The following is a 17,869-nucleotide window of genomic DNA, read 5'->3' as shown; positions in this document are numbered from 1 at the left end:
CGAGTAACGTGAGCGCCACCGAACCCTTGAACCGGAAAGACGGCGGCCATGGATGACTCGGTCCCGATCATGCTGATTGCAACCACCGATCCAGCCTCCCGGCGAATCCTTGGCGATGAGCTGCGCCGACGGTACGGCGCCGACTACGAGGTGGTTGTCTGCGCCAGCCATGCCCACGGGCGGGCGGTACTCGAGGGGCTGCGCCGCTGGAACCGGCCCGTTGCCCTCATCCTTGGGTGCTACGGACCGGATGACCGCGGCGGGCTCGATTTCCTGCGGCGTGCCTACGGCTTCCACCCGGCGGCCAAGCGCGCGGTGGTGGTGACATGGGGCGACTTCGCCAGCGCGCCCACCGTATTCCGCGCGATCGCCCAAGGACACGCCGAGTTGTTGATCATACGTCCCGAACGGCCCCGCGACGAAGAATTCCATGGGGCGATCACCGACGCGCTCGACGACTGGCACCTGGCCCAGGGGGTGGGCTTCGAGGCGGTACGGCTGATCGGAAAGGTTGGGGACGAACGCACACACACATTGCGCGACTCCCTGAGCCGGAACCACATCCCCGTGGGCTTCCACCCTTTCGGGTCCGACATGGCCACGCGCACCCTCGAGAACCTGGGCCTGCAAAGCCCCGAACTTCCGGTCCTGGTGCTGCAGTTCACAAGTCCCCCGGTAGTTCTCGAGAACCCCAGCGACCTGGAGATTGCGCAGGCGATGGGGGTGACGCGGCCGCCGCCGGCTGAAAAGATCTTCGATGTCGTGGTTGTTGGGGCCGGCCCCTCCGGTCTCGCAACTGCCGTCTATGCCTCCTCCGAGGGACTCTCCACCCTGGTGGTGGAGGGAGAGGCCGTGGGAGGCCAGGCCGGCACCAGTTCGTTGATCCGCAACTACCCGGGGTTCTCCCGGGGCGTCAGCGGCGCCCACCTTGCCTTCCGGTCTTTTCACCAGGCCTGGACCCTGGGTACGGACTTCCTGTTCCTGCGGAAGGCGGACAGGGTCGGCATCGAGGGAACGTTGTATACCGTGTCGATCTCCGATGGCAGTACCGTGCGCTGCCGCACGGTGGTGGTGGCCACGGGCGTGGACTACCGCCGCCTCGGCATACCCCAGCTCGAGGACCTGGTCGGCAGGGGAGTCTTCTACGGGGCCACAGTCTCCGAGGCGCCCTCGATGGCCGGCAAAAATGTTTGTGTGGTTGGCGGCGGCAACTCGGCCGGGCAGGCTGTCCTCCACTTGGCAAAATATGCGAAGAAAGTGACGCTGCTGGTGCGCGGTCCCACTCTGTCGGCCACCATGTCGGAGTACCTCATTTCCCAACTCCAGGCCACACGGAATGTCGCAATCCGGTACAACACCATAATCGTCGGTGCCCGCAACCAGGACGGATTCCTTACCGCAGTCAAGGTCGCAGCATCCGGAGCCGCCGACGCGAACCAGGGCGAGTACATCGAAGCGGGTGGCCTTTTCGTCCTGATCGGTTCGGTGCCGCGGACCGCTTGGCTGCCTGACGCCGTCGAGCGCGATCCGGCCGGTTTCCTGCGCACGGGTGTCCGCAGGGATGCCAACGACGCCCACTCCGTAAATTCGGATAGGCAGCCCTTGCCGCTGGAAACCAGCATGCCGGGAATTTTCGCAATCGGCGACGTGCGGTCCGGCTCGATTAAAAGAGTGGCCACCGCGGTGGGGGATGGCGCTACCGTGGTCTCGATGCTGCACACCTACCTTGCAGAGAACCCAGTGCCAGCCGCGCCCCCTACCCGCGATGAACGTGCCGGAACCCGAGGAACTGTCCGGTGATGTCCGCCTCAACTGACACTGCACCAGTGATTCCGGCGATGCGGGGGTTGCTCTATGTCGCCGCGTTCCTTGTGTTTCTTGCCGGACTGGTGCTGTTTGTGTTTCCGCTCCGGACAGCGGAATGGTTCGCCTGGACGGTCAACCCGCCCATGACCGCCGTTTTCCTTGGCGCGGCCTACTGGGCCAGCGCGGGCCTTGAAGTAACGGGCGCCCGCTCTGCGAGGTGGGATTCGGCGAGGCTGGCGGTGTGGCCCGTGTTCGTCTTTACGTCGCTGACCCTTGGAATCACCCTGCTTCATCTCGACCGCTTCCACCTGTCACCAGGCAGTGGGCCCCTGGCCCAATTTGCCGCCTGGGCGTGGCTGGCAATCTATGCGGTGGTGCCGGTGGCGATGGTTGTCATCAGCCGGGTTCAGGTGCGGTCCCGGCCGGCTATCCGCAACACCCCGACGGCGGAACGGCGGCCGGTGCTGCCCGCCGGGCTCCGGTGGCTGCTTGGCGGAATCGCTGCGGTTCTCGTGCTGTATGGCGTGGCGCTCCTGGCTGTACCGTTATTTGCGGCCGTGTGGTGGCCGTGGCAACTGTCCGAGCTGACAGCAAGGGCAGTCGGGGCCTGGCTGATCGGTCTCGGGTGGGCGGCCGGGCAGGGCCAGTTGAGCGGCGACCTCCGCTCCGTTCGCCCGGTGGCACTGACTTCCGTTGCGTTCGTCATTCTGCAGGCTATTGCCCTGATGCGGTATGGCGACGCTTTGACCTGGACGAGCGGACCGTCGATAGGGTTCGTTACCGTGCTGCTCGCCATCGGGCTGGCCGGAGGGTGGGCGCTCGCTATTTCACGTCCGCCGGGAATCCGCCGTTAGGCGGTGTCCCCTGATCCCGGCCTCAGGGCGTTCGTACCCCGCCTAGCCCCGCACTTTCCGTAGATGCAGCTTGCGGCGTGCCCTGGTCCGGTTCGCTGCCGGATGGTGGTGGCGCCAGGGCAGCTGTGGACGACCGCGGACATGCCCGTCATGGCCCGGGGCCGTTGCCACCAGGGTGGAGCCGTTGCGGCGGCGGCGCAAATGCAGGAGCACATAAACCGTCAAGCCAATCCAGGCGAAGGCGGCAGCGAAAACCAGGATCATCGCGGTAATCGTCTCCATTGGCCCAGTGTAGGAACGGGACGCGTCCTGATACACAGCCCGCGCACAAGGGTTATCGACACGTGATTGGGTTGAAGAAGCCGTTACGCGTTCATGACCGCAAATGCCCCGACACAACAAAAGGCGCACCCCGTTCGCCGGGTGCGCCTTTTGTTATAAAGGGTCAGTCCTTCTTGAAGGCGTCCTTGACCTTCTCGCCTGCCTGCTTCAGATCGCCCTTTGCCTGGTCCGCCTGGCCTTCGGCCCGCAGGCTTTCGTCGCCGGTCGCGGCGCCGGCCGCTTCCTTGCCCTTGCCTCCGGCCTTCTCGGCCGCGTTCTCAATCTTGTCGCCCAGTCCCATAGCGTTTCCTCCCTTGGTTGGCAGCCGTACTCAGTCGGCCACCTACATCATAAGCATGCTTAGGAATCCGATGGCAAGCCTTGGGCCCGTTCTCCGCCTGCCTGTTCTTCGCTGTTTAGAACCTGTTTGACCCACGCATGCCGCGGGGCCGGCCATCAGGATCGACAACAAGCCTGTTGGCAGCGTCCGCCCAGAGGCGCTGAAAGCGCCGCACATTTTCCGTAGGGTGGCGGCGCACGTGGCCGCGGGGCCGGTTGGATGAGCGGCCTTCCTGGTGCCATTGGTCCAGGGCATCGGCGGTTGCGTTCCACAGTCCCAGGCCGCCCTTTATGGCGTCCAGCTGCGGATCCTCCGGCTCCAAGCCCAGGTGCTCGGCCCAGAGTTGCCGCCGGAGGTCGCGGGCCAGGGGCTCGGGAGCGCCCGGGACTGCGCCAGCCTGCCTGCTGCCGGACGTCGCCATGTCGATGACGGCACATGTCAGCTCGCTGTCCGTGGTCCACGACCGGCGGTTGAAGTTATCCGACCCGATGGTGAACCAGGTGTCATCGATAATGCAGATTTTGGCATGGACGTAGATAGGGGTGCCGGCCTTGTTCTCCAAATCGAACACACCGACCCTGCCAGGAGCAGCCCGGCGCATGATGTTGATGGCACGCACCTGCGCCGCCCGCTTGGGCGGCCCGGACAGCACACCGTCCGCGTCCGGATACCGGGGCACCACAGCAATGACCTGCAGTTCCAGGTTCTTCGCCAGGGCGTCTGCAATTCCGTCGGCCACCTCGGAAGACCACAGGTACTGGTCTTCGATGTAGATCAGCGAGCGCGCCAGGGCGAAAGCCTTCGAATAGGCACGGGCCACGCTCCGTTCACCTTCGGGGGCAAACGGAAACGGCGGGCGGCGCACCCCGTACGTGCGCAGCAGCTGGACGGCATGCGGACCGGCAGGCGGTGGCGGCGGCGCGGTTTCCGGAAGCGGTTGGGGATGCCTCGGCATCCTCGCCAGGCGGTGCAGCAGCATCCCGTAAGGTGTGCGGTGGTCCAACGGGTGGGGGTCATTCCACCGTTCGGCGAACAACTCGAGCACATCAGCCACCACCGGCCCGCGCAATTCAATGGCCGCATCGTGCCAGGGAGGCCGTTTCCCGTACCGCGGATCCATCTCGACCGCTTGCGGGTCTCCCGCATGTACGGCATCGTCCCGTCTGCTGTGCGACAGATCAATCCCGCCTACGAACGCGACGTCCCGGGACGGGTCCCCGCGCCGCCGGATGACCACGAGTTTTTGGTGATGGCAACCGAAAAGGCGGACCCGTTGGTCGAGCAGTACCTCGCCGCCGGCGTCGTTGACCTCACGGCTGAAATGCTGGTTTGACCGGCCGCTCATCGGCGCTGACACGCGCTCACCGTGGGACCTCCAGACCAGGCCCCGGACTTCCACACCCTCGCGTGCAAGCCTTTCCAGCAGCGCGCCGATGGTCGGGCCGTCCGGCGTAAGCCGCTCGTCGCCGTCGCCGCGCCAGTCCGTGAACCAGACGCGGTCGCCCTTCTGCAGCGCGGACAGCTCCTCATGCAGCCGCGCGAAGTACGTGGCCCCATGTATAAGGGGCCGCACCAGGTTCCCCTCCGACCAGGACCGTGATCCGGCACCGGCATGCACCTCCGTGGCCGCATTTCCCCGTTCGTCGGCCCCCAGAAACCACGTTTCAGGGCTGCTGTCCACGTAGGGCTCCTCTCGGTTTCCGGGGCTGCCCAGCTTTGCCCGGGCGGCCGGCCTAGAAACTGGTCACCAGTTCACCCAGCACCTCTTCGAGCCGGGTGGCATCGGTCGCGTCATAGTAATGCGCCCCGCTGGCCTTGGCTATCCCCAGCAGGGTGGGGACGTCTGCCTCAGGCCCGTAAGCCAGGGTGAAGACCAGTACCGGCGTCGTGCCGTTCTGGCGCTTCAGCTGTTCGGACAGCCCGTTGAGGTCACCGGGGTGGGTGGAATCGTTCTTGCCATCACTCAGAAGCACGATGGTGTTGATGTACGTGTCCTTATAGTCCCGGGCCTGGTCCCCGGCGAAGCGGCCCACCGCTTCGAACAGCGGAGTCGCGTCCAGGGTCTGGAGTCCGTTGAGCTTGGTGACGATGTCCTCCCTGCCGGTTTCAAAGGGGGCCACCGGACTGACGAGGCCCGGTTCCAGGGGGCCGTCCTCAACATGCGAGAACGCCGCCAGCCCGACCTCGTCCCCAGCGACAAAGTGGTCGAGGGCTTTAACGATGGCGTCCTTGGCCCGCTGCAGCTTGGTGACCCCCTGCTCCTCGTGCGCCATGGACTCCGAGACATCCAGCAGGAACAAGGCCCTGGCCCGCTTGCGGACTTCCGGGAAGCTTTCCTGCAGGGCGGCCAGCACTTCGGCCCGGGGCAGGGGAAGCGGCTGCAGCGTGGCAGCGTACCGTCCCGTCTCCGCCACCCCGGGCTCCACCCGGCCCTGGAGGGTCCGGTACCCTGACGCTTTTACGACGCTCTGTCCCTGCTCCGTCACCGCGAACGCCAGGAAGTCGCGGGCTGCCAGGCGCTGCTCGTTTCCTACCCAGTCTCCCTTGAGGATGACTGCCGGGTTGTCCGCCACGGGCACGCCGTCGCTGGGGTAGACAGCCTTGAGCGGTTCCCTGGGCGCCGAACCTGTATGCTTCGTAATCCCGTCCTCACTCACCACTCCCCGGTTGTAGTCCCAGACGAATTTTTCGTCCACGATCACGGCGGACAGGAATTCGGAGACCTTTCCGGCGTTATCGGCCTCCCTGACGTGCCAGAGGAAGTGCTCGGGTGTGGCCATGTAGTGGCTGGTCCGCAGTTCCCCGGCACGCACCTTGTCCACCACCCCGGCGTCGTTCAAATCCATGTCGTCCAGGCCGCCTACGTTGCCGCCCGCGGCACCGTAGGAGGCGGCCAGGGCCATCAGGCCCGACGTCGAGACAAGCGGACTGGCCTTCCCGAACTTGAACTTGCCCCAGTCGCCGTGCCCGAGGCGTTCCCAGACGTCCGGGTCCCCGGCCGTTGTGAAGACCTCGGACCATGACGGAGCCTTATCGTCCCAACCCAGCGCGGCAGCCATCGTTTCCGGCAGCGCCACAACAACCGCACTCCGGGCGATGCTGGTTCCCTGCTGGGGGACGGCCCCGCTGCCGGCATCCCTGCCCGCAATGCGCAACCATGCGGACGAGTCCGGCAGCCAGATGGCGGGTTTACCGCCGGCGCCCAGGGCGGGGAACTGCGCGGCGACCTTGTCCGCCGCCAGGCCGGACTTTTCCTGGGTGACCGCGGGCGTCACGCATTTTCCGTCGACGCTGCGGGGTTTCGAAGTGTATTCGGCAGCCAGTGCCCGCACCATGTCCGCGTTTTCCAGCGACGTGAGGATGTTGAGGGGGATGCAGGGGGACGCTCCGGCCGCGGCGGCAGGGCTGTCCTGCGGCAGGGATTCTTCCGACGACGGCGGGCCGCCAGTGCCCGGAGGAGTCCCGCCTGCCTGGGGAGTGTCGGGGAAGGCGACCGTCCGCAGCACGAACGCGCCACCGACGATGAGGAGTGCAACTGCGGCTGCTGCGGCGACCCAGACCCAGCGGGGATAGGTTGGGGCTATTTCTGCCCGTCGACGGCCCATGCTCGTTTCCTTTGAAATCCGCCGGGTCACCCCGGTGTGAATGCAAATTATGAAACTGGCCCGCGGCAGGCACACCGCGGGGCGCCTAGCCCCCCGCCCTGATGCCCCAACAACCGGATACGCCCTTTGAGGATAACCCCCAGAAACACGGAATGTGAGGGTGCGGACTCAAATCCGGGCCGGCAAGTGGCATCCCGCCACCGAAGTCAGTAGCGTCGAACCCGCAATAATTTCGAGCAGACAGGTGCACGGTGGGCAAGAACAACAAAAAACGGCGCGCGGCGAAAGGCGGAGCAGGGAAGCCGAACTCCAGCTCCGTCTCCCTGAGTTCATTCCGCGCCGCACGGGCACTGGACTCCCTGGCGCCGGCTTTTGTGCAGTGGTTCGACGACGGCATGCCGGGGGCAGCCGCCGCCGCAATGGAATACCTGAAGCTGATCGAACCGGTCCTCAGCCGCTACCTGGACGTCACCGCCGCGGCGGAGGTGACAAGCCTTGATCCGGCAGCCCTGGCTGACGCTGTCTCCGGCGCCGTGGCCGACGCCGAGGCCGGGCAGAACGCGGAAGTTCCGGAATCGGAACGCGCTGCCTACATCGTCGACGCCATCCGCAGCTACGTCGAATTCCTCGCTGAAACCGGCAGGTGGACGGGAAGCGACGAGCATCTTGCCCGCGCCCACGACTATTTCGAAGGCCTCGCCACTGCCGGCGGGCAACCGCAGATCGAGGTGCCGGACATTTCCGACGACGAGGCGCTCGCAGCGTTCCGGGGCCTGCCCCTGATCCAGCGGGCCTCCGCGCTGCTTTCGTGGATCGGTGACGGAAAACCCGTCACAGGCACGGGCGCCCTCCGCCTGCGCGATATCGAAGCGGCCGCCGCATGTGTCGGCGTGGCTGCCACCGGCAGCACCAGCCAGGCAGATGCCGCCAGTGACCTTCGCGTGGTCCGCAGCATGCATGACGTGCCCCTGCTGGCACGCATGTGGGCTGCACTCCAGGCCGCCGGGCTGATCGACATTAAGTCGACCAAGGTGGTTCCTGCGGAGGACGCCCCGGGCTTCCTGGACGGCACGCCGTCGGGGCAACTGGCGCGGTACCGGAGGTTTGCGGCCTGCTTCCTGGACCAGTCAGTGTTCCGGCTCGACCCGGCGCAACCCTGGGAAGCCAGCCTGGCGGCTCTGCAGGTTTCAATCCTGACGGCGGCGACCACTTTTGAACCGCCACTGGTGGAGCGGGTCCTGGCCGCTCCGGAGCACGCTCCCGACGAGGAGCAGGACGCCGCGGCCCTGCTGACCACCGTGGGCATGGAACGGCTGAAGGAAATCGCGGAGCTTGGTTTGCTGGCCATCGACACCCACTTCCACGTACCCCCGGCGCTGATCGGCTCCGTTGCGGAGGCCGTTGAGAACCCTGCGCGGCTCGCGGAAATGGACCTCCTGGGAGCCGTCGACGACGAGGATGCCGCCGTGCCGGCAAGCTAGGCCCCGGGGCGGCCTCAGCCGTGGCCGCCTCCGAGCATCCTGCGCGCTTCCTCCTCGGCATCCAGGACCTGCCGGCTGACCACTTGGCCCCGCAAATGCCCGGAGGCGGACAGGATGTCCCGCAGCTCCGAAACCGAGCGCGGCGTGCCCCTGCCCTGGTGCGCCATGGTGTGGCAGTTGGGGCAGAGCGGAACAAGGTCGGCAACTGCATCCAGCTCGTAGCCGGGTCCGAGCAGCGCCGGCGGCACGACGTGGTGAACGTCGATGGCGTCCGGCCCGGCCCGGCCAAAGGATTCCTCGAAGGAGAAGCCGCATGCTGAGCAGGAAGTTCCGTGGAAGGCCAGGCAGAGCCTGCGCGCGTCGGGGTCGTGCTCGTAACGGTTCACAACGGCACTGGTGATATCCTCCGGCGGGTAGGTTCCCGGGAGCAGCCACGATGACCTGTAACGGACCGGGCCCTGGTCCTGCCACAGCCGCCTCAGTCCGGGTTCGGCTGATTCCGGAACGGCCGCGATGGCTCCGGCTGCACCCGGCTCCCACTGGATGGCGGGCACGGCTTCGCGGAGGACAGCCGGGCGGATCTGCTCACCCAGCGGAACCAGGGCGTTAAACGCCACCGTGATGAAAGTACCCTCAGGCCCGCGGTCCCGGCCCGGGGGAATGTTGCATGGGCCGGACATCACCATGCCGTGTCCGGCCAGGCCGGCAGCCGCCTCGCTGGCGCCATGGAGGACCAGCCATACTTCAGTCTCCGGGAGGATGTCCGTACCGGGCCCGACCTCCCACGGCTGCAGCATCCGGCCGGATAAAGCCACGCGTTCGACGGCGGCGCGGTAGTCCCAGAAGTCCCAGCGGCGGATATCCCATCCGAGTATTACAGCACCCACACACCACCCGGACCGTTCGGTACTGCAGGCGCGACAGCCACGGCGGCGGTCAGATGGGCTCTTTGGCGAGCGCTTTGGTCTTGGCTGGGGTTTCCCGGCCCAGCCGCTCATCAAGCGTGACGCGCAGGCGGGCCGCGGCGACCTGGACGCGGTGTTCCGCGGGGGTGGTCTTTTTCCTGGCTGGCTTGGCCTGGGTGCTGCGCGGAGTGTGGACGAAGCGGTGCTCAGCCGATGCGCTCACAGTCCAGCCTCCTTCGTGTTGCCTTCATCTGTTATCCCATTCTCGCCCAAGTTCGCAGCGGCGTCCACGAAGGCCGGGCCGTCGTCGGCGTCGCCTTCGTCCCCGTTATCGTCGCCGGCAACGCTCTTCCAGGCGATGTCGAACAACTCCAGTTCCTCGTCGCGGGCCAGTTCGCTGCGGGCCAGGACCTCCAGTGTGGCCAGCCCCAGGGCTTTGGTACCTTCGTCCCCGTCCAGCGCCCGGTCAAGGGCCCACTGCGTGCGGCGCCACCATTCCGCCCGGCTGTCAGCTTCGGTTTTTTGCATGAGGGCTTGGGCGTCCGCTTCGCGTTTCTGCTCCAGCGCGGTCTTGTCAGCCGCTGTCCGCTGCTTGAGGGTGCGCCAGTTGATGTAGAACGCCAGGAGGGCGGCGATGAGGACAGCCAGCGGACCCAGCCCGGCGAGGATCACCCACCAGTCGGCCGGCCCCGAATTGACGATGACCTCCAGGGGGCCGGGAGAGGGAGACGGTGCCACACGAACAGCTTATGCTCCTTCCGGGGCCCGGGCGGGAAGAGTACGCTGGGCTCACCGTTAGGAAGCAGGCGGCCACCGCAGCCCGGGCCAGCGCCCGGCGTTCACCTTCAGGGAAGTTCCATGGACTCCGGGACATTTCTTGCGCTGGCCGGCGGTTACGTAGCAGCCGGCATCGGCGTATTCCTGTTGTACTCACCCGTCCTTGTCCTCGTCGTCGGCCTCCTGCTGGCAGCTGGCCTGCTGCAACTGCTGGCCTGGCCCGTCGTCGTGCTGGTGCGCAAGCTCCGCCGCAAGCACGATCCGCCGCAGGACAGCTCGTGGCTCCTGCACTGATGGGTGGCATCCGCCTGGGAACAATACGAAAGTGCCCAGGACATGGAAAAGCGGGTGCGGGTGATAGCGGAGGCCCCGGGAGCGCGTGGCCGGACGTTACCTCACCGGTTCACTCGGGGCGCATTCATCAGTATGCTTACTATTGTCTGCGTAGCCGACCGAGAGAAGGGACCACCATGACCGAGCAGAACCTTCCGGACGACGAGCTTGAAGTCGTCGACGAAAACGACGTGCTCCTGGATGAAACCCCCGGCGCTGCCGCGTCCCTGGAACTGGACCCTGTCACGGCCGGCGTGCCGGACAGCTACCCCGGCGCCGCGGAGAACAATCCTGACCGCTGGCAGGAGGACCCGCTGCTCCAGGAAGAGGCCGTGTCCGGAGAGGAGGAGGACTTCCTGAGCGACCAGACCCTCCGTGACGAGATGAAGGCCACAAGTGATGGAGCGGGCAATGAGATGCCGGCGGCTACGCCCACCCTTGGTGAGGCTGTGGCCGACGTCGACTTCGGCGAAAACCCTACGGGTCCCGAAGCCGAGGGCAGTGACGATGCGGAGAACTTCGGCGGCTCCCCGCTGAGCGAATTCGATCCCGAGGATCTGGAACGCTGACCGGGCAGCCACTGGCCCCAGATCCGATCCCCGCTAAACTAATAAGCACACTGATGAACATCAGTGTCCGATCAGGACTTAGGAGTTTCGCATGAACCTTGGAAGCATGATCAGGAATGCCGCCGGACGGATCGCCGGCAGGACAGGCACCGCGGGCACCACCGGCACGGGCCGGAACTACCGGCTGAACACCACAGGCCGGACGCCGCACACCACCGGCGCCATGCATGGCCGGACCAGCGGCATGGCACACAAAATCATGGGCATGCTCAGGCGGCACTGAGCCTCGGCCCGGCCAGGAAGCAGGTCCCGGAGAAATCCGGAACCTGCTTTTTGGTCTTCCGATCCCATGCGTGAACTTGTCATCCTCGGCACCGCATCCCAGGTCCCGACCCGCACCAGGAACCACAATGGGTATTTCCTGCGCTGGGAAGGCCAGGGCCTGCTCTTCGACCCTGGTGAAGGGACCCAGCGTCAAATGATCCACGCTGGTGTGTCGGCCGCGCAGATCACCAGGATCTGCCTCACCCACGTGCACGGCGACCATTGCTTCGGCCTTCCCGGCGTCCTGTCCCGGATGGCCCTGGACGGCGTGGCCCACCCCGTTCACCTGCACTATCCGGCTTCCGGAGAGGACGTGGTGCGCGCCCTCGTCTCCATCAGTTCGCCCGGAATCGACCTCCGACTGCACCCGCACTCGGGTGGCGACACAATCGCTGATGGCCTGGAGGTCCGGGATCTTAGACACCGCATCGAAACCTGCGGCTACCGGCTCACGGAACCGGACGGGCGGACCATGTTGCCCGAACGCCTGGCGGCAGCGGGCATCGCCGGCCCCGACGTCGGCCGGCTGCAGCGCGAAGGCACCCTTGCCGGCGTCGTACTCGACGACGTGAGCATCCCCCGCCCCGGACAGCGCTTCGCGTTCATCATGGACACCGCGCCCTGCCTGGGCGCCGAGGACTTGGCGGACGGTGCCGACCTCGTGGTCGCGGAATCCACCTTCAGCGATGACGACGCCGGGCTGGCGCGGCAGTACCGCCACCTCACCGCCGGGCAGGCGGGGGAGCTGGCGGCAGGCGCCGGCGCGCGGAACCTGGTGCTCACCCACTTCTCGTCCCGGTACGGGGACGACGCCGGCATGCTTGAGGCCCAAGCGGCGGCCCGGGCACCCGATACTGCTGTCACCGCCGCCCGGGACCTGCAGACCATCCCGTTTCCACCGCGGCGCCACACCGGACACGACACTCCCGCAATCCATCCAGCCGGGCAAGGAGGCCCAAGATGAGCGCTACGTCGGAGGAAGTCCACGATGTAACTCCCGGGAACCATGAACCCGCCCTGAAGCGGGTTCTGGGGCCCAAGCTCCTGCTCCTCTTCATCGTCGGCGACATCCTGGGCGCCGGCGTTTACGCCGTCACCGGAACCATGGCCGGAACCGTGGGCGGCATCGTGTGGCTTCCCTTCCTGCTGGCGTTCGTGGTGGCAACCCTGACCGCCTTCTCCTACCTGGAACTGGTGACCCAGTACCCGCAGGCCGCCGGCGCAGCGCTGTACACACACAAGGCCTTCGGCATCCACTTCATCACCTTCCTGGTCGCGTTCGCGGTGGTCTGCTCCGGCATCACCAGCGCTTCCACTTCCGCGAACGTCCTGGCCCAGAACTTTTTCGGCGGCCTGGAAGTAAACGGCATCATGGCGGACCCCGGGCAGGGCGTCGTCACCGCAGTGGCCCTCGCATTTATGCTCCTGCTTGCGGCCATCAACCTCCGGGGAGTGGGGGAGAGCGTTAAGTTTAATGTGGTGCTCACCCTGGTGGAGATGGTGGCGCTGTGCATCGTGATTGGCGTGGGCTTCTTTGTGATGGCCCAGGGCACCGGCAACCCCGGCGAAATCTTCGTCTTCAACGACTACCAGGACAAGGGCCTCTTCCTTGCGGTCACCGCTGCCACGTCAATCGCCTTTTTCGCCATGGTTGGCTTCGAGGACTCCGTAAACATGGTGGAGGAAACCCGCAATCCCGAAAAAATCTTTCCCCGGACCATGCTGACCGGTCTCGGCATCGCGGTCCTGCTCTACATGCTGGTGGCGGTATCCGTGGTCAGCGTCCTGTCGCCCACCGAACTGGAAGGGATCCGGGAAGCGGAAGGCGCGGCCCTGCTCGAAGTGGTGCATAAGGGGTCACCGGACTTCCCGATCGACCGGGTGTTCCCCTTCCTTGCGGTGTTCGCCGTGGCCAACACCGCGTTGATCAACATGCTGATGGCGAGCCGGCTGATCTATGGGATGGCGCGCCAGCACGTCCTGCCGCGCCCACTGGGCAAGGTCCTGCCGCACCGCCGCACACCATGGGCCGGCATCGCCTTCTCAACCATCCTGGCGCTGGGACTCATCCTCTATGTCACCAGTGACCCGAAGAGCAACATAGTGGCCAACCTTTCCGGTACCACGGCGTTTCTGCTGCTGTGTGTCTTCACCGTTGTGAACGTTGCCTGCCTGGTGCTGCGCCGAAAGCGGGACCCGCACCGCAAGGTGTTTTTCACCTCGCCCGGGCCCCTTCCCCTGGTGGCCGCCATCCTGTGCGCGTTCCTTGCCGGGCCCTGGGTGGGGCGCAACGTCATCCAGTACCAGATTGCCGGCGGACTGATGGCCATCGGCGTAGTCCTGTGGCTGGTCACCTGGCTGATCAACCGGCGAACGAATCACGGCGATAGGGTTAATCCATGACTGCATCTGCAGAATCCACAATCACGGTCGACGGGCGCTTCGCGCGGGAACTGGCGGAAATGGCTGTGCCCTGGCAGGCAGAGGAGGCCCCGGAGCCGCAGCTCCTTGTCTTCAACGAGCCGCTGGCGGCGGAGCTGGGACTGGATTCCGGCTACCTGCGCAGCGCGGAGGGTATCCGGCTCCTGGCCGGCAACCACGTGCCGGAAGGCGCGACGCCGGTAGCCCAGGCGTACGCGGGCCACCAGTTTGGCGGATACTCGCCCCTGCTCGGGGACGGGCGGGCGCTTCTGCTCGGCGAACTCACGGACCCCCGCGGCAACGTGCATGACCTTCACCTTAAAGGATCCGGCCGGACCCCCTTCGCACGGGCAGGCGACGGGCGCGCCGTCGTCGGACCCATGCTGCGGGAGTACCTCGTCAGCGAGGCGATGCACGCACTGGGCATCCCCACCACCCGCTCCCTGGCCGTTGTGGGAACGGGCCGCCTGGTCCGCCGCGACACCATGCTGCCCGGTGCCGTCCTTGCCCGGGTAGCCAGCAGCCACCTGCGCGTGGGCAGCTTCCAGTACGCGCGGGCCACCGACAACATCGACCTTCTGCGCAGGCTCGCGGACCACGCCATCAGCCGGCACCACCCGGCCGCCGCCGCTGCGGAGAACCCGTACCTGGCCCTGTTCTCGTCCGTTGTGACCGCGCAGGCCTCGCTGGTGGCGCAGTGGATGCTGGTGGGCTTCGTGCATGGCGTGATGAACACAGACAACATGACCATTTCCGGGGAAACCATCGACTACGGCCCCTGCGCCTTTATGGACGCGTTCAACCCCGGCGCCGTCTACAGTTCAATCGACGTCGGCGGACGGTACGCCTACGCGAACCAGCCGGTCATCGCCGAATGGAACCTTGCACGGCTCGCCGAAGCCATCCTCCCGCTGATCAACGAGGACCAGGAACAGGCTGTTGCCCCGGCCGTGGAGGCCCTGGGGGCATTCCGGCGCCAGTACAGCGACGCCTGGTTCGGCGGCATGAAGGCCAAGCTGGGCCTGGCCGGCGTCCGGCCGGGAACGCCGGAAGCAGACACGGCCTCGGAACTGGTGGATGGGGCCGTGGCGCTCCTCAAGGACGGACCTGTGGACTACACCCTGTTCTTCCGGAACCTGGGCAAGGCCGCCCTGGGCGACGTCCGCCCGGTCCGCGGCATGGTCCTGGACCTGGCCGCCTTCGACGCGTGGCACGGGCGCTGGAAGTCCCTGTCCCCGGACGCCGACCGGATGGACCGGGTCAACCCCGTCTACATCCCCCGGAACCACCTGGTAGAAGAAGCGCTCGCCGCCGCCACCGACGGAGAGCTGGGTCCCCTAACCCGGCTGCTGGAGGCGGTGACGGCGCCCTACGATGAGCGGCCGGGCCTGGAGCTCTACACGGAGGGGGCGCCGGAGGACTTCGGGAACTACATGACGTTCTGCGGAACCTAGCCAAGCGCCGTCTACCCCTGCTGCCCGGTTAAGCGGGCAAGGGCGGCAGCCGGAGTGAACCGGCTGCCGCCCTTGCTGTACTGCCTGGCTGCTTTGCTTCCGCCAGGCTGCCCAGGAACTACGCTACGCGGACGAAGGAAGCGCCGCCGAGCCAGCTGATGGAGTGGACCTCGGTCTTGTAGCCGTCCACGCCGCCGCTGACAACCTGGCCGTCGCCGGCGTAAACGCCCACGTGGCCTGCGGTGATCACCAGGTCACCCGGTGCGGGGGTGCCCACCACGGTGCCGTACTGGTAGAACTGGGTCGGGGCGAGGTCGCCAACGGACTTGCCGACGGAGCGCAGGGCCTTCTCGACCATGGCGGTGCAGTCCTGCTGGACGCCCAGCTGGCTGTAAGCCGAAGCCAGGATCGCGGCGCCGGTGCCCGTGCCGGTTGCAGCAGGAGCAGGGGCGGGGGCCGGGGTCGCTGAGGCGTAGGACACGGTCACGCCGGTGTTCACCGGTGCGGACGCTGCCTGGACCGGAGCGGCAGCGGGTGCTGCGTAGCCTGCGGCCGGGATGGTGATCTGGTCGCCCGGGTAAATGATGGCCGAGATGTCCAGGCCGTTTGCTGCCAGGACGTCGTTCAGGCTGACGCCGTGCGCAGTGGAAATGGCGCCGAGCGTGTCGCCGGAAACCACGGTGTAGACGTTGGCTGCAGCAGGTGCCGGGGCGGCAACTGCCGCGGCAGGTGCGGAGTAAGCCTGGACGTTAGTGGTTTCGGTGGTGTCCGGGCCGCTCACCCCTGCGTGGGCCGGAGCCCCGATGCCGAACGCAATGCCGGATGCAGCGGCAACTGCGAGCACCGGACGGCCGAGCGTCAGGGCCTGGGACTTTGCGGAAACAGCCAAGCCCTGGAGCGCGATTGAGCGGGCCGGAGTCGCGCGGTGACGGGCGGTAGGAAAATTCTTTGACACAGTTGATCGCCTCTCCCATGCCTGCGGGGTGAGCTGTCGGGTTCGGGTTGGAGATACCCGGCCGAAAGCGGCCCCGGTTGGAGGCGCTCTTCGACTTAACCCCAAGGCTTCGATGAAGCCGCGGAAACTTGGTTCCCCCGTCCCTGCCAACAGGAAAGCGATGAAGTCCCGGTTCAGCGGCAGGGCTCGGCATGCTGAGGGGAATGTCCCGTCTGGGAGGGACACGTTTAAGACCCTAACCCGGCCCCCTCCAATTGTCACGTTTAGGTAACATGCGAGTCGCCGCTCTCGGATTAAGCAATCGCGTGGATTTTTGTAGCACCCGCATCTGACCACGGAAGATAGTGCCACGCCGAAGAGTGCTGTTATTTATGTCACAAAACAATAAATTGACTGCCCGTTCGCTCCATGATCTTGCCCCACCCGCGCCGGTGCCCACCGGCGCGTGGCCGATTTCGCCGCCGCCTTCGATCACCTTGCCGGGCAGGACTTTGTGGATGGCCGGCGGATAGCTATGCCCGCCCTGGAGGATGCCCTGGAGAAGTCCGGCGTGGTGCACCGGCTCACCGTGTACCCGGGGGTGACCACGCCTTCCACAACGACACGGGCGATCGCTACAACGAAGCACAGGCCACGGCCGCGTGGAACGACACCCTCGCCTGGTTCGCCGAACACGTCTAGGGCGGTATCCAGGGGTCCCAGTCTCCGCTGCATAACGATGTCAGGCCGCCAACCCTCAACCCGGCGTTGAACCCGGTAGGCTTCGGAACTATGCGCCTGTCCGGTAGAACGATGACGTCCCCGCTGCTGGGGGCCTTGCTGGCCTGTGCCCTTGCATGCTCCGCCGCGCTGCTGCCGGCCTCCGCCGGCGAGGCGCCGCCGGAGGGCTACCCGTCCTGGGACGAGGTCCGGAAAGCGCAGGAATCGGAAGCGGGCACGGCGGCGGAAATCGACAGGATAACCGGGCTCCTGGCGGGCCTCCAGGCCGAGTCCGAGTCCGTGGGCGCGGCCGCGGTGGCCTCCGCCGCGGAGTATGCCGCAGCCGATGCCGCCCTGCAGTCCGCCTCCGCCCGGGTGGACGACCTGTCCGCCCAGGCAGCGGCGGCCGAAGCCGAGCTGGCACGCCACCAGAAGGCAATCGGCAACCTTGCCGCGCAGTCCTACAAAACCGGCGGGACCACCATCGGATTTTTCGTGGCCCTGGATGCCCTGGAAAACAACAGTATTGACGGCCTCAACGTTGTGCAGATTGTCGGGGAAAAGACGGCGGACCTCGTCAGCAAAGCGAGGGCCGCCGGCAACGCCAGCCTGTCCCTGGCGGAGCAGCAAAAGGCCGCGGCAGCCGAACGGGAGCGGCTGGCGGGGGAGTCGAGGGCGAAACTCGATGCCGCCCGGTCTGCGCAGTCGGCCCTGGTGCGCCAGATCGGAGAAGAGCAGCGGCGCAACGAAGTGCTCACAGCGCAGCTTGCGTCGCTCAAGGGGACGACGGCGGCCGTGGAACAGGAGTACCGGCAGGGCCAGGCGGCGCTCGCCGCCTACGAGGCAGCGCAGGCAGCCAAACGCGCCGCGGCCGAGGAGCAGGCCCGCCGCCAGGCCGCTGCCGCTGCGGCCGCCCCCAAACCTGCCGCACCCGGCAGGCCCGCCCCGGCAAACCCCGCTCCCGGCGGTCCTGCCCCGGCCGATCCCCTCCCTGCCAACCCTGCGCCGGCCGTTCCGGCCGCACC

General features: G+C 66.7%; 19 protein-coding genes and 1 riboswitch. Of the genes, 11 read left to right on the top strand and 8 right to left on the bottom strand.

All coding sequences use genetic code 11. The annotated features are described in order from the left end of the window. Nucleotides 1-48 precede the first annotated feature (48 nt). The gene (locus ACYQ1Z_RS00680; RefSeq protein WP_459790423.1) at nucleotides 49-1,800 is read left to right on the top strand and encodes an NAD(P)/FAD-dependent oxidoreductase; all 1,752 of its coding nucleotides are present in this window, start codon (nucleotides 49-51) and stop codon (nucleotides 1,798-1,800) included. Next, nucleotides 1,800-2,660 carry a hypothetical protein gene (locus ACYQ1Z_RS00675; protein ID WP_459790422.1) on the top strand — a complete coding sequence of 287 codons (861 nt, stop codon included), beginning with the start codon at nucleotides 1,800-1,802 and terminating at the stop codon, nucleotides 2,658-2,660. Before ACYQ1Z_RS00680 ends, ACYQ1Z_RS00675 begins: the two co-directional genes overlap by 1 nt. A gap of 42 nt (nucleotides 2,661-2,702) precedes the next feature. Here the strand turns inward: ACYQ1Z_RS00675 and ACYQ1Z_RS00670 are convergent, their stop codons facing one another. From ACYQ1Z_RS00670 to ACYQ1Z_RS00655, 4 genes are all read right to left on the bottom strand, one after another. After that, complete coding sequence (locus ACYQ1Z_RS00670) at nucleotides 2,703-2,942, bottom strand: hypothetical protein (RefSeq protein ID WP_459790421.1); 240 nt, start codon at nucleotides 2,940-2,942, stop codon at nucleotides 2,703-2,705. Nucleotides 2,943-3,105: 163 nt separating this feature from the next. Then, nucleotides 3,106-3,282 (bottom strand): CsbD family protein, encoded by a 177-nt coding sequence (locus tag ACYQ1Z_RS00665; protein WP_159823645.1) that lies wholly within the window; start codon nucleotides 3,280-3,282, stop codon nucleotides 3,106-3,108. A gap of 115 nt (nucleotides 3,283-3,397) precedes the next feature. Continuing rightward, the gene (locus tag ACYQ1Z_RS00660) at nucleotides 3,398-5,002 is read right to left on the bottom strand and encodes a phospholipase D family protein (protein WP_459790420.1); all 1,605 of its coding nucleotides are present in this window, start codon (nucleotides 5,000-5,002) and stop codon (nucleotides 3,398-3,400) included. A gap of 52 nt (nucleotides 5,003-5,054) precedes the next feature. After that, nucleotides 5,055-6,926, bottom strand: a complete 1,872-nt coding sequence (locus ACYQ1Z_RS00655; protein WP_459790419.1) for a vWA domain-containing protein — start codon at nucleotides 6,924-6,926, stop codon at nucleotides 5,055-5,057. Between the two features lie 251 nt (nucleotides 6,927-7,177). Between ACYQ1Z_RS00655 and ACYQ1Z_RS00650 the strand changes: the two genes are divergently transcribed. Next, on the top strand, nucleotides 7,178-8,407 hold the full coding sequence (locus ACYQ1Z_RS00650; RefSeq protein ID WP_459790418.1) for a hypothetical protein: 1,230 nt from the start codon (nucleotides 7,178-7,180) through the stop codon (nucleotides 8,405-8,407). A gap of 14 nt (nucleotides 8,408-8,421) precedes the next feature. On the opposite strand, the gene ACYQ1Z_RS00645 is transcribed toward ACYQ1Z_RS00650, so the two are convergent. From ACYQ1Z_RS00645 to ACYQ1Z_RS00635, 3 genes are read right to left on the bottom strand one after another with little or no spacing between them, the layout of a single operon-like run. After that, the gene (locus ACYQ1Z_RS00645) at nucleotides 8,422-9,294 is read right to left on the bottom strand and encodes an HNH endonuclease (protein ID WP_459790417.1); all 873 of its coding nucleotides are present in this window, start codon (nucleotides 9,292-9,294) and stop codon (nucleotides 8,422-8,424) included. Nucleotides 9,295-9,343: 49 nt separating this feature from the next. Further along, complete coding sequence (locus ACYQ1Z_RS00640; RefSeq protein WP_459790416.1) at nucleotides 9,344-9,535, bottom strand: hypothetical protein; 192 nt, start codon at nucleotides 9,533-9,535, stop codon at nucleotides 9,344-9,346. After that, entirely contained in the window at nucleotides 9,532-10,050 is a 519-nt protein-coding gene (locus ACYQ1Z_RS00635) for a hypothetical protein (RefSeq protein WP_459790415.1), read from the bottom strand. Before ACYQ1Z_RS00635 ends, ACYQ1Z_RS00640 begins: the two co-directional genes overlap by 4 nt. Before the next feature lie 120 nt (nucleotides 10,051-10,170). Here ACYQ1Z_RS00635 and ACYQ1Z_RS00630 point away from each other — a divergent pair, with 120 nt between their 5' ends. The 6 genes from ACYQ1Z_RS00630 (at nucleotide 10,171) to ACYQ1Z_RS00605 (ending at nucleotide 15,190) form a co-directional block, all read left to right on the top strand. Further along, on the top strand, nucleotides 10,171-10,383 hold the full coding sequence (locus ACYQ1Z_RS00630) for a hypothetical protein (RefSeq protein WP_459790414.1): 213 nt from the start codon (nucleotides 10,171-10,173) through the stop codon (nucleotides 10,381-10,383). A gap of 176 nt (nucleotides 10,384-10,559) precedes the next feature. Beyond that, a complete protein-coding gene (locus ACYQ1Z_RS00625; protein WP_459790413.1) occupies nucleotides 10,560-10,991 on the top strand; it encodes a hypothetical protein in 432 nt (143 codons plus the stop codon). 91 nt (nucleotides 10,992-11,082) lie between these two features. After that, nucleotides 11,083-11,274 carry a hypothetical protein gene (locus ACYQ1Z_RS00620; RefSeq protein ID WP_459790412.1) on the top strand — a complete coding sequence of 64 codons (192 nt, stop codon included), beginning with the start codon at nucleotides 11,083-11,085 and terminating at the stop codon, nucleotides 11,272-11,274. Between the two features lie 66 nt (nucleotides 11,275-11,340). Continuing rightward, nucleotides 11,341-12,279 carry a ribonuclease Z gene (locus ACYQ1Z_RS00615; RefSeq protein WP_459790411.1) on the top strand — a complete coding sequence of 313 codons (939 nt, stop codon included), beginning with the start codon at nucleotides 11,341-11,343 and terminating at the stop codon, nucleotides 12,277-12,279. Next, on the top strand, nucleotides 12,276-13,718 hold the full coding sequence (locus ACYQ1Z_RS00610; RefSeq protein WP_459790410.1) for an APC family permease: 1,443 nt from the start codon (nucleotides 12,276-12,278) through the stop codon (nucleotides 13,716-13,718). The genes ACYQ1Z_RS00615 and ACYQ1Z_RS00610 overlap by 4 nt, the downstream gene beginning before the upstream one ends. Next, entirely contained in the window at nucleotides 13,715-15,190 is a 1,476-nt protein-coding gene (locus tag ACYQ1Z_RS00605; RefSeq protein ID WP_459790408.1) for a protein adenylyltransferase SelO, read from the top strand. Before ACYQ1Z_RS00610 ends, ACYQ1Z_RS00605 begins: the two co-directional genes overlap by 4 nt. Before the next feature lie 118 nt (nucleotides 15,191-15,308). Here ACYQ1Z_RS00605 and ACYQ1Z_RS00600 read toward each other — a convergent pair whose 3' ends face one another. After that, nucleotides 15,309-16,145, bottom strand: coding sequence for a LysM peptidoglycan-binding domain-containing protein (locus ACYQ1Z_RS00600; protein ID WP_459790407.1), 837 nt, complete (start codon nucleotides 16,143-16,145; stop codon nucleotides 15,309-15,311). 3 nt (nucleotides 16,146-16,148) lie between these two features. Further along, nucleotides 16,149-16,315, bottom strand: a riboswitch (cyclic di-AMP (ydaO/yuaA leader). A 238-nt stretch (nucleotides 16,316-16,553) separates the two neighbouring features. On the opposite strand from ACYQ1Z_RS00600, the gene ACYQ1Z_RS00595 reads away from it, so the two are divergent. Further along, nucleotides 16,554-16,826, top strand: coding sequence for a dienelactone hydrolase family protein (locus ACYQ1Z_RS00595; protein WP_459790406.1), 273 nt, complete (start codon nucleotides 16,554-16,556; stop codon nucleotides 16,824-16,826). Between the two features lie 111 nt (nucleotides 16,827-16,937). Further along, the coding region (locus tag ACYQ1Z_RS00590) for a lytic transglycosylase domain-containing protein (protein WP_459790405.1) at nucleotides 16,938-17,869 on the top strand (932 nt) is incomplete at its 3' end.

It is taken from the genome of Arthrobacter sp. AD-310, from assembly GCF_054656615.1.
Note: the sequence above shows the minus strand (reverse complement) of the source record. Positions and strands in the feature narration are given on the sequence as shown.

Bases quoted from the DNA above. Each gene is read 5' to 3' on its own strand.
- ACYQ1Z_RS00670 (WP_459790421.1), bottom strand. From the start codon at position 2,942: ATGGAGACGATTACCGCGATGATCCTGGTTTTCGCTGCCGCCTTCGCC.
- ACYQ1Z_RS00630 (WP_459790414.1), top strand. From the start codon at position 10,171: ATGGACTCCGGGACATTTCTTGCGCTGGCCGGCGGTTACGTAGCAGCC.
- ACYQ1Z_RS00605 (WP_459790408.1), top strand. From the start codon at position 13,715: ATGACTGCATCTGCAGAATCCACAATCACGGTCGACGGGCGCTTCGCG.
- ACYQ1Z_RS00655 (WP_459790419.1), bottom strand. From the start codon at position 6,926: ATGGGCCGTCGACGGGCAGAAATAGCCCCAACCTATCCCCGCTGGGTC.
- ACYQ1Z_RS00680 (WP_459790423.1), top strand. From the start codon at position 49: ATGGATGACTCGGTCCCGATCATGCTGATTGCAACCACCGATCCAGCC.
- ACYQ1Z_RS00615 (WP_459790411.1), top strand. From the start codon at position 11,341: ATGCGTGAACTTGTCATCCTCGGCACCGCATCCCAGGTCCCGACCCGC.
- ACYQ1Z_RS00595 (WP_459790406.1), top strand. From the start codon at position 16,554: ATGATCTTGCCCCACCCGCGCCGGTGCCCACCGGCGCGTGGCCGATTT.
- ACYQ1Z_RS00620 (WP_459790412.1), top strand. From the start codon at position 11,083: ATGAACCTTGGAAGCATGATCAGGAATGCCGCCGGACGGATCGCCGGC.
- ACYQ1Z_RS00665 (WP_159823645.1), bottom strand. From the start codon at position 3,282: ATGGGACTGGGCGACAAGATTGAGAACGCGGCCGAGAAGGCCGGAGGC.
- ACYQ1Z_RS00610 (WP_459790410.1), top strand. From the start codon at position 12,276: ATGAGCGCTACGTCGGAGGAAGTCCACGATGTAACTCCCGGGAACCAT.
- ACYQ1Z_RS00625 (WP_459790413.1), top strand. From the start codon at position 10,560: ATGACCGAGCAGAACCTTCCGGACGACGAGCTTGAAGTCGTCGACGAA.
- ACYQ1Z_RS00675 (WP_459790422.1), top strand. From the start codon at position 1,800: ATGTCCGCCTCAACTGACACTGCACCAGTGATTCCGGCGATGCGGGGG.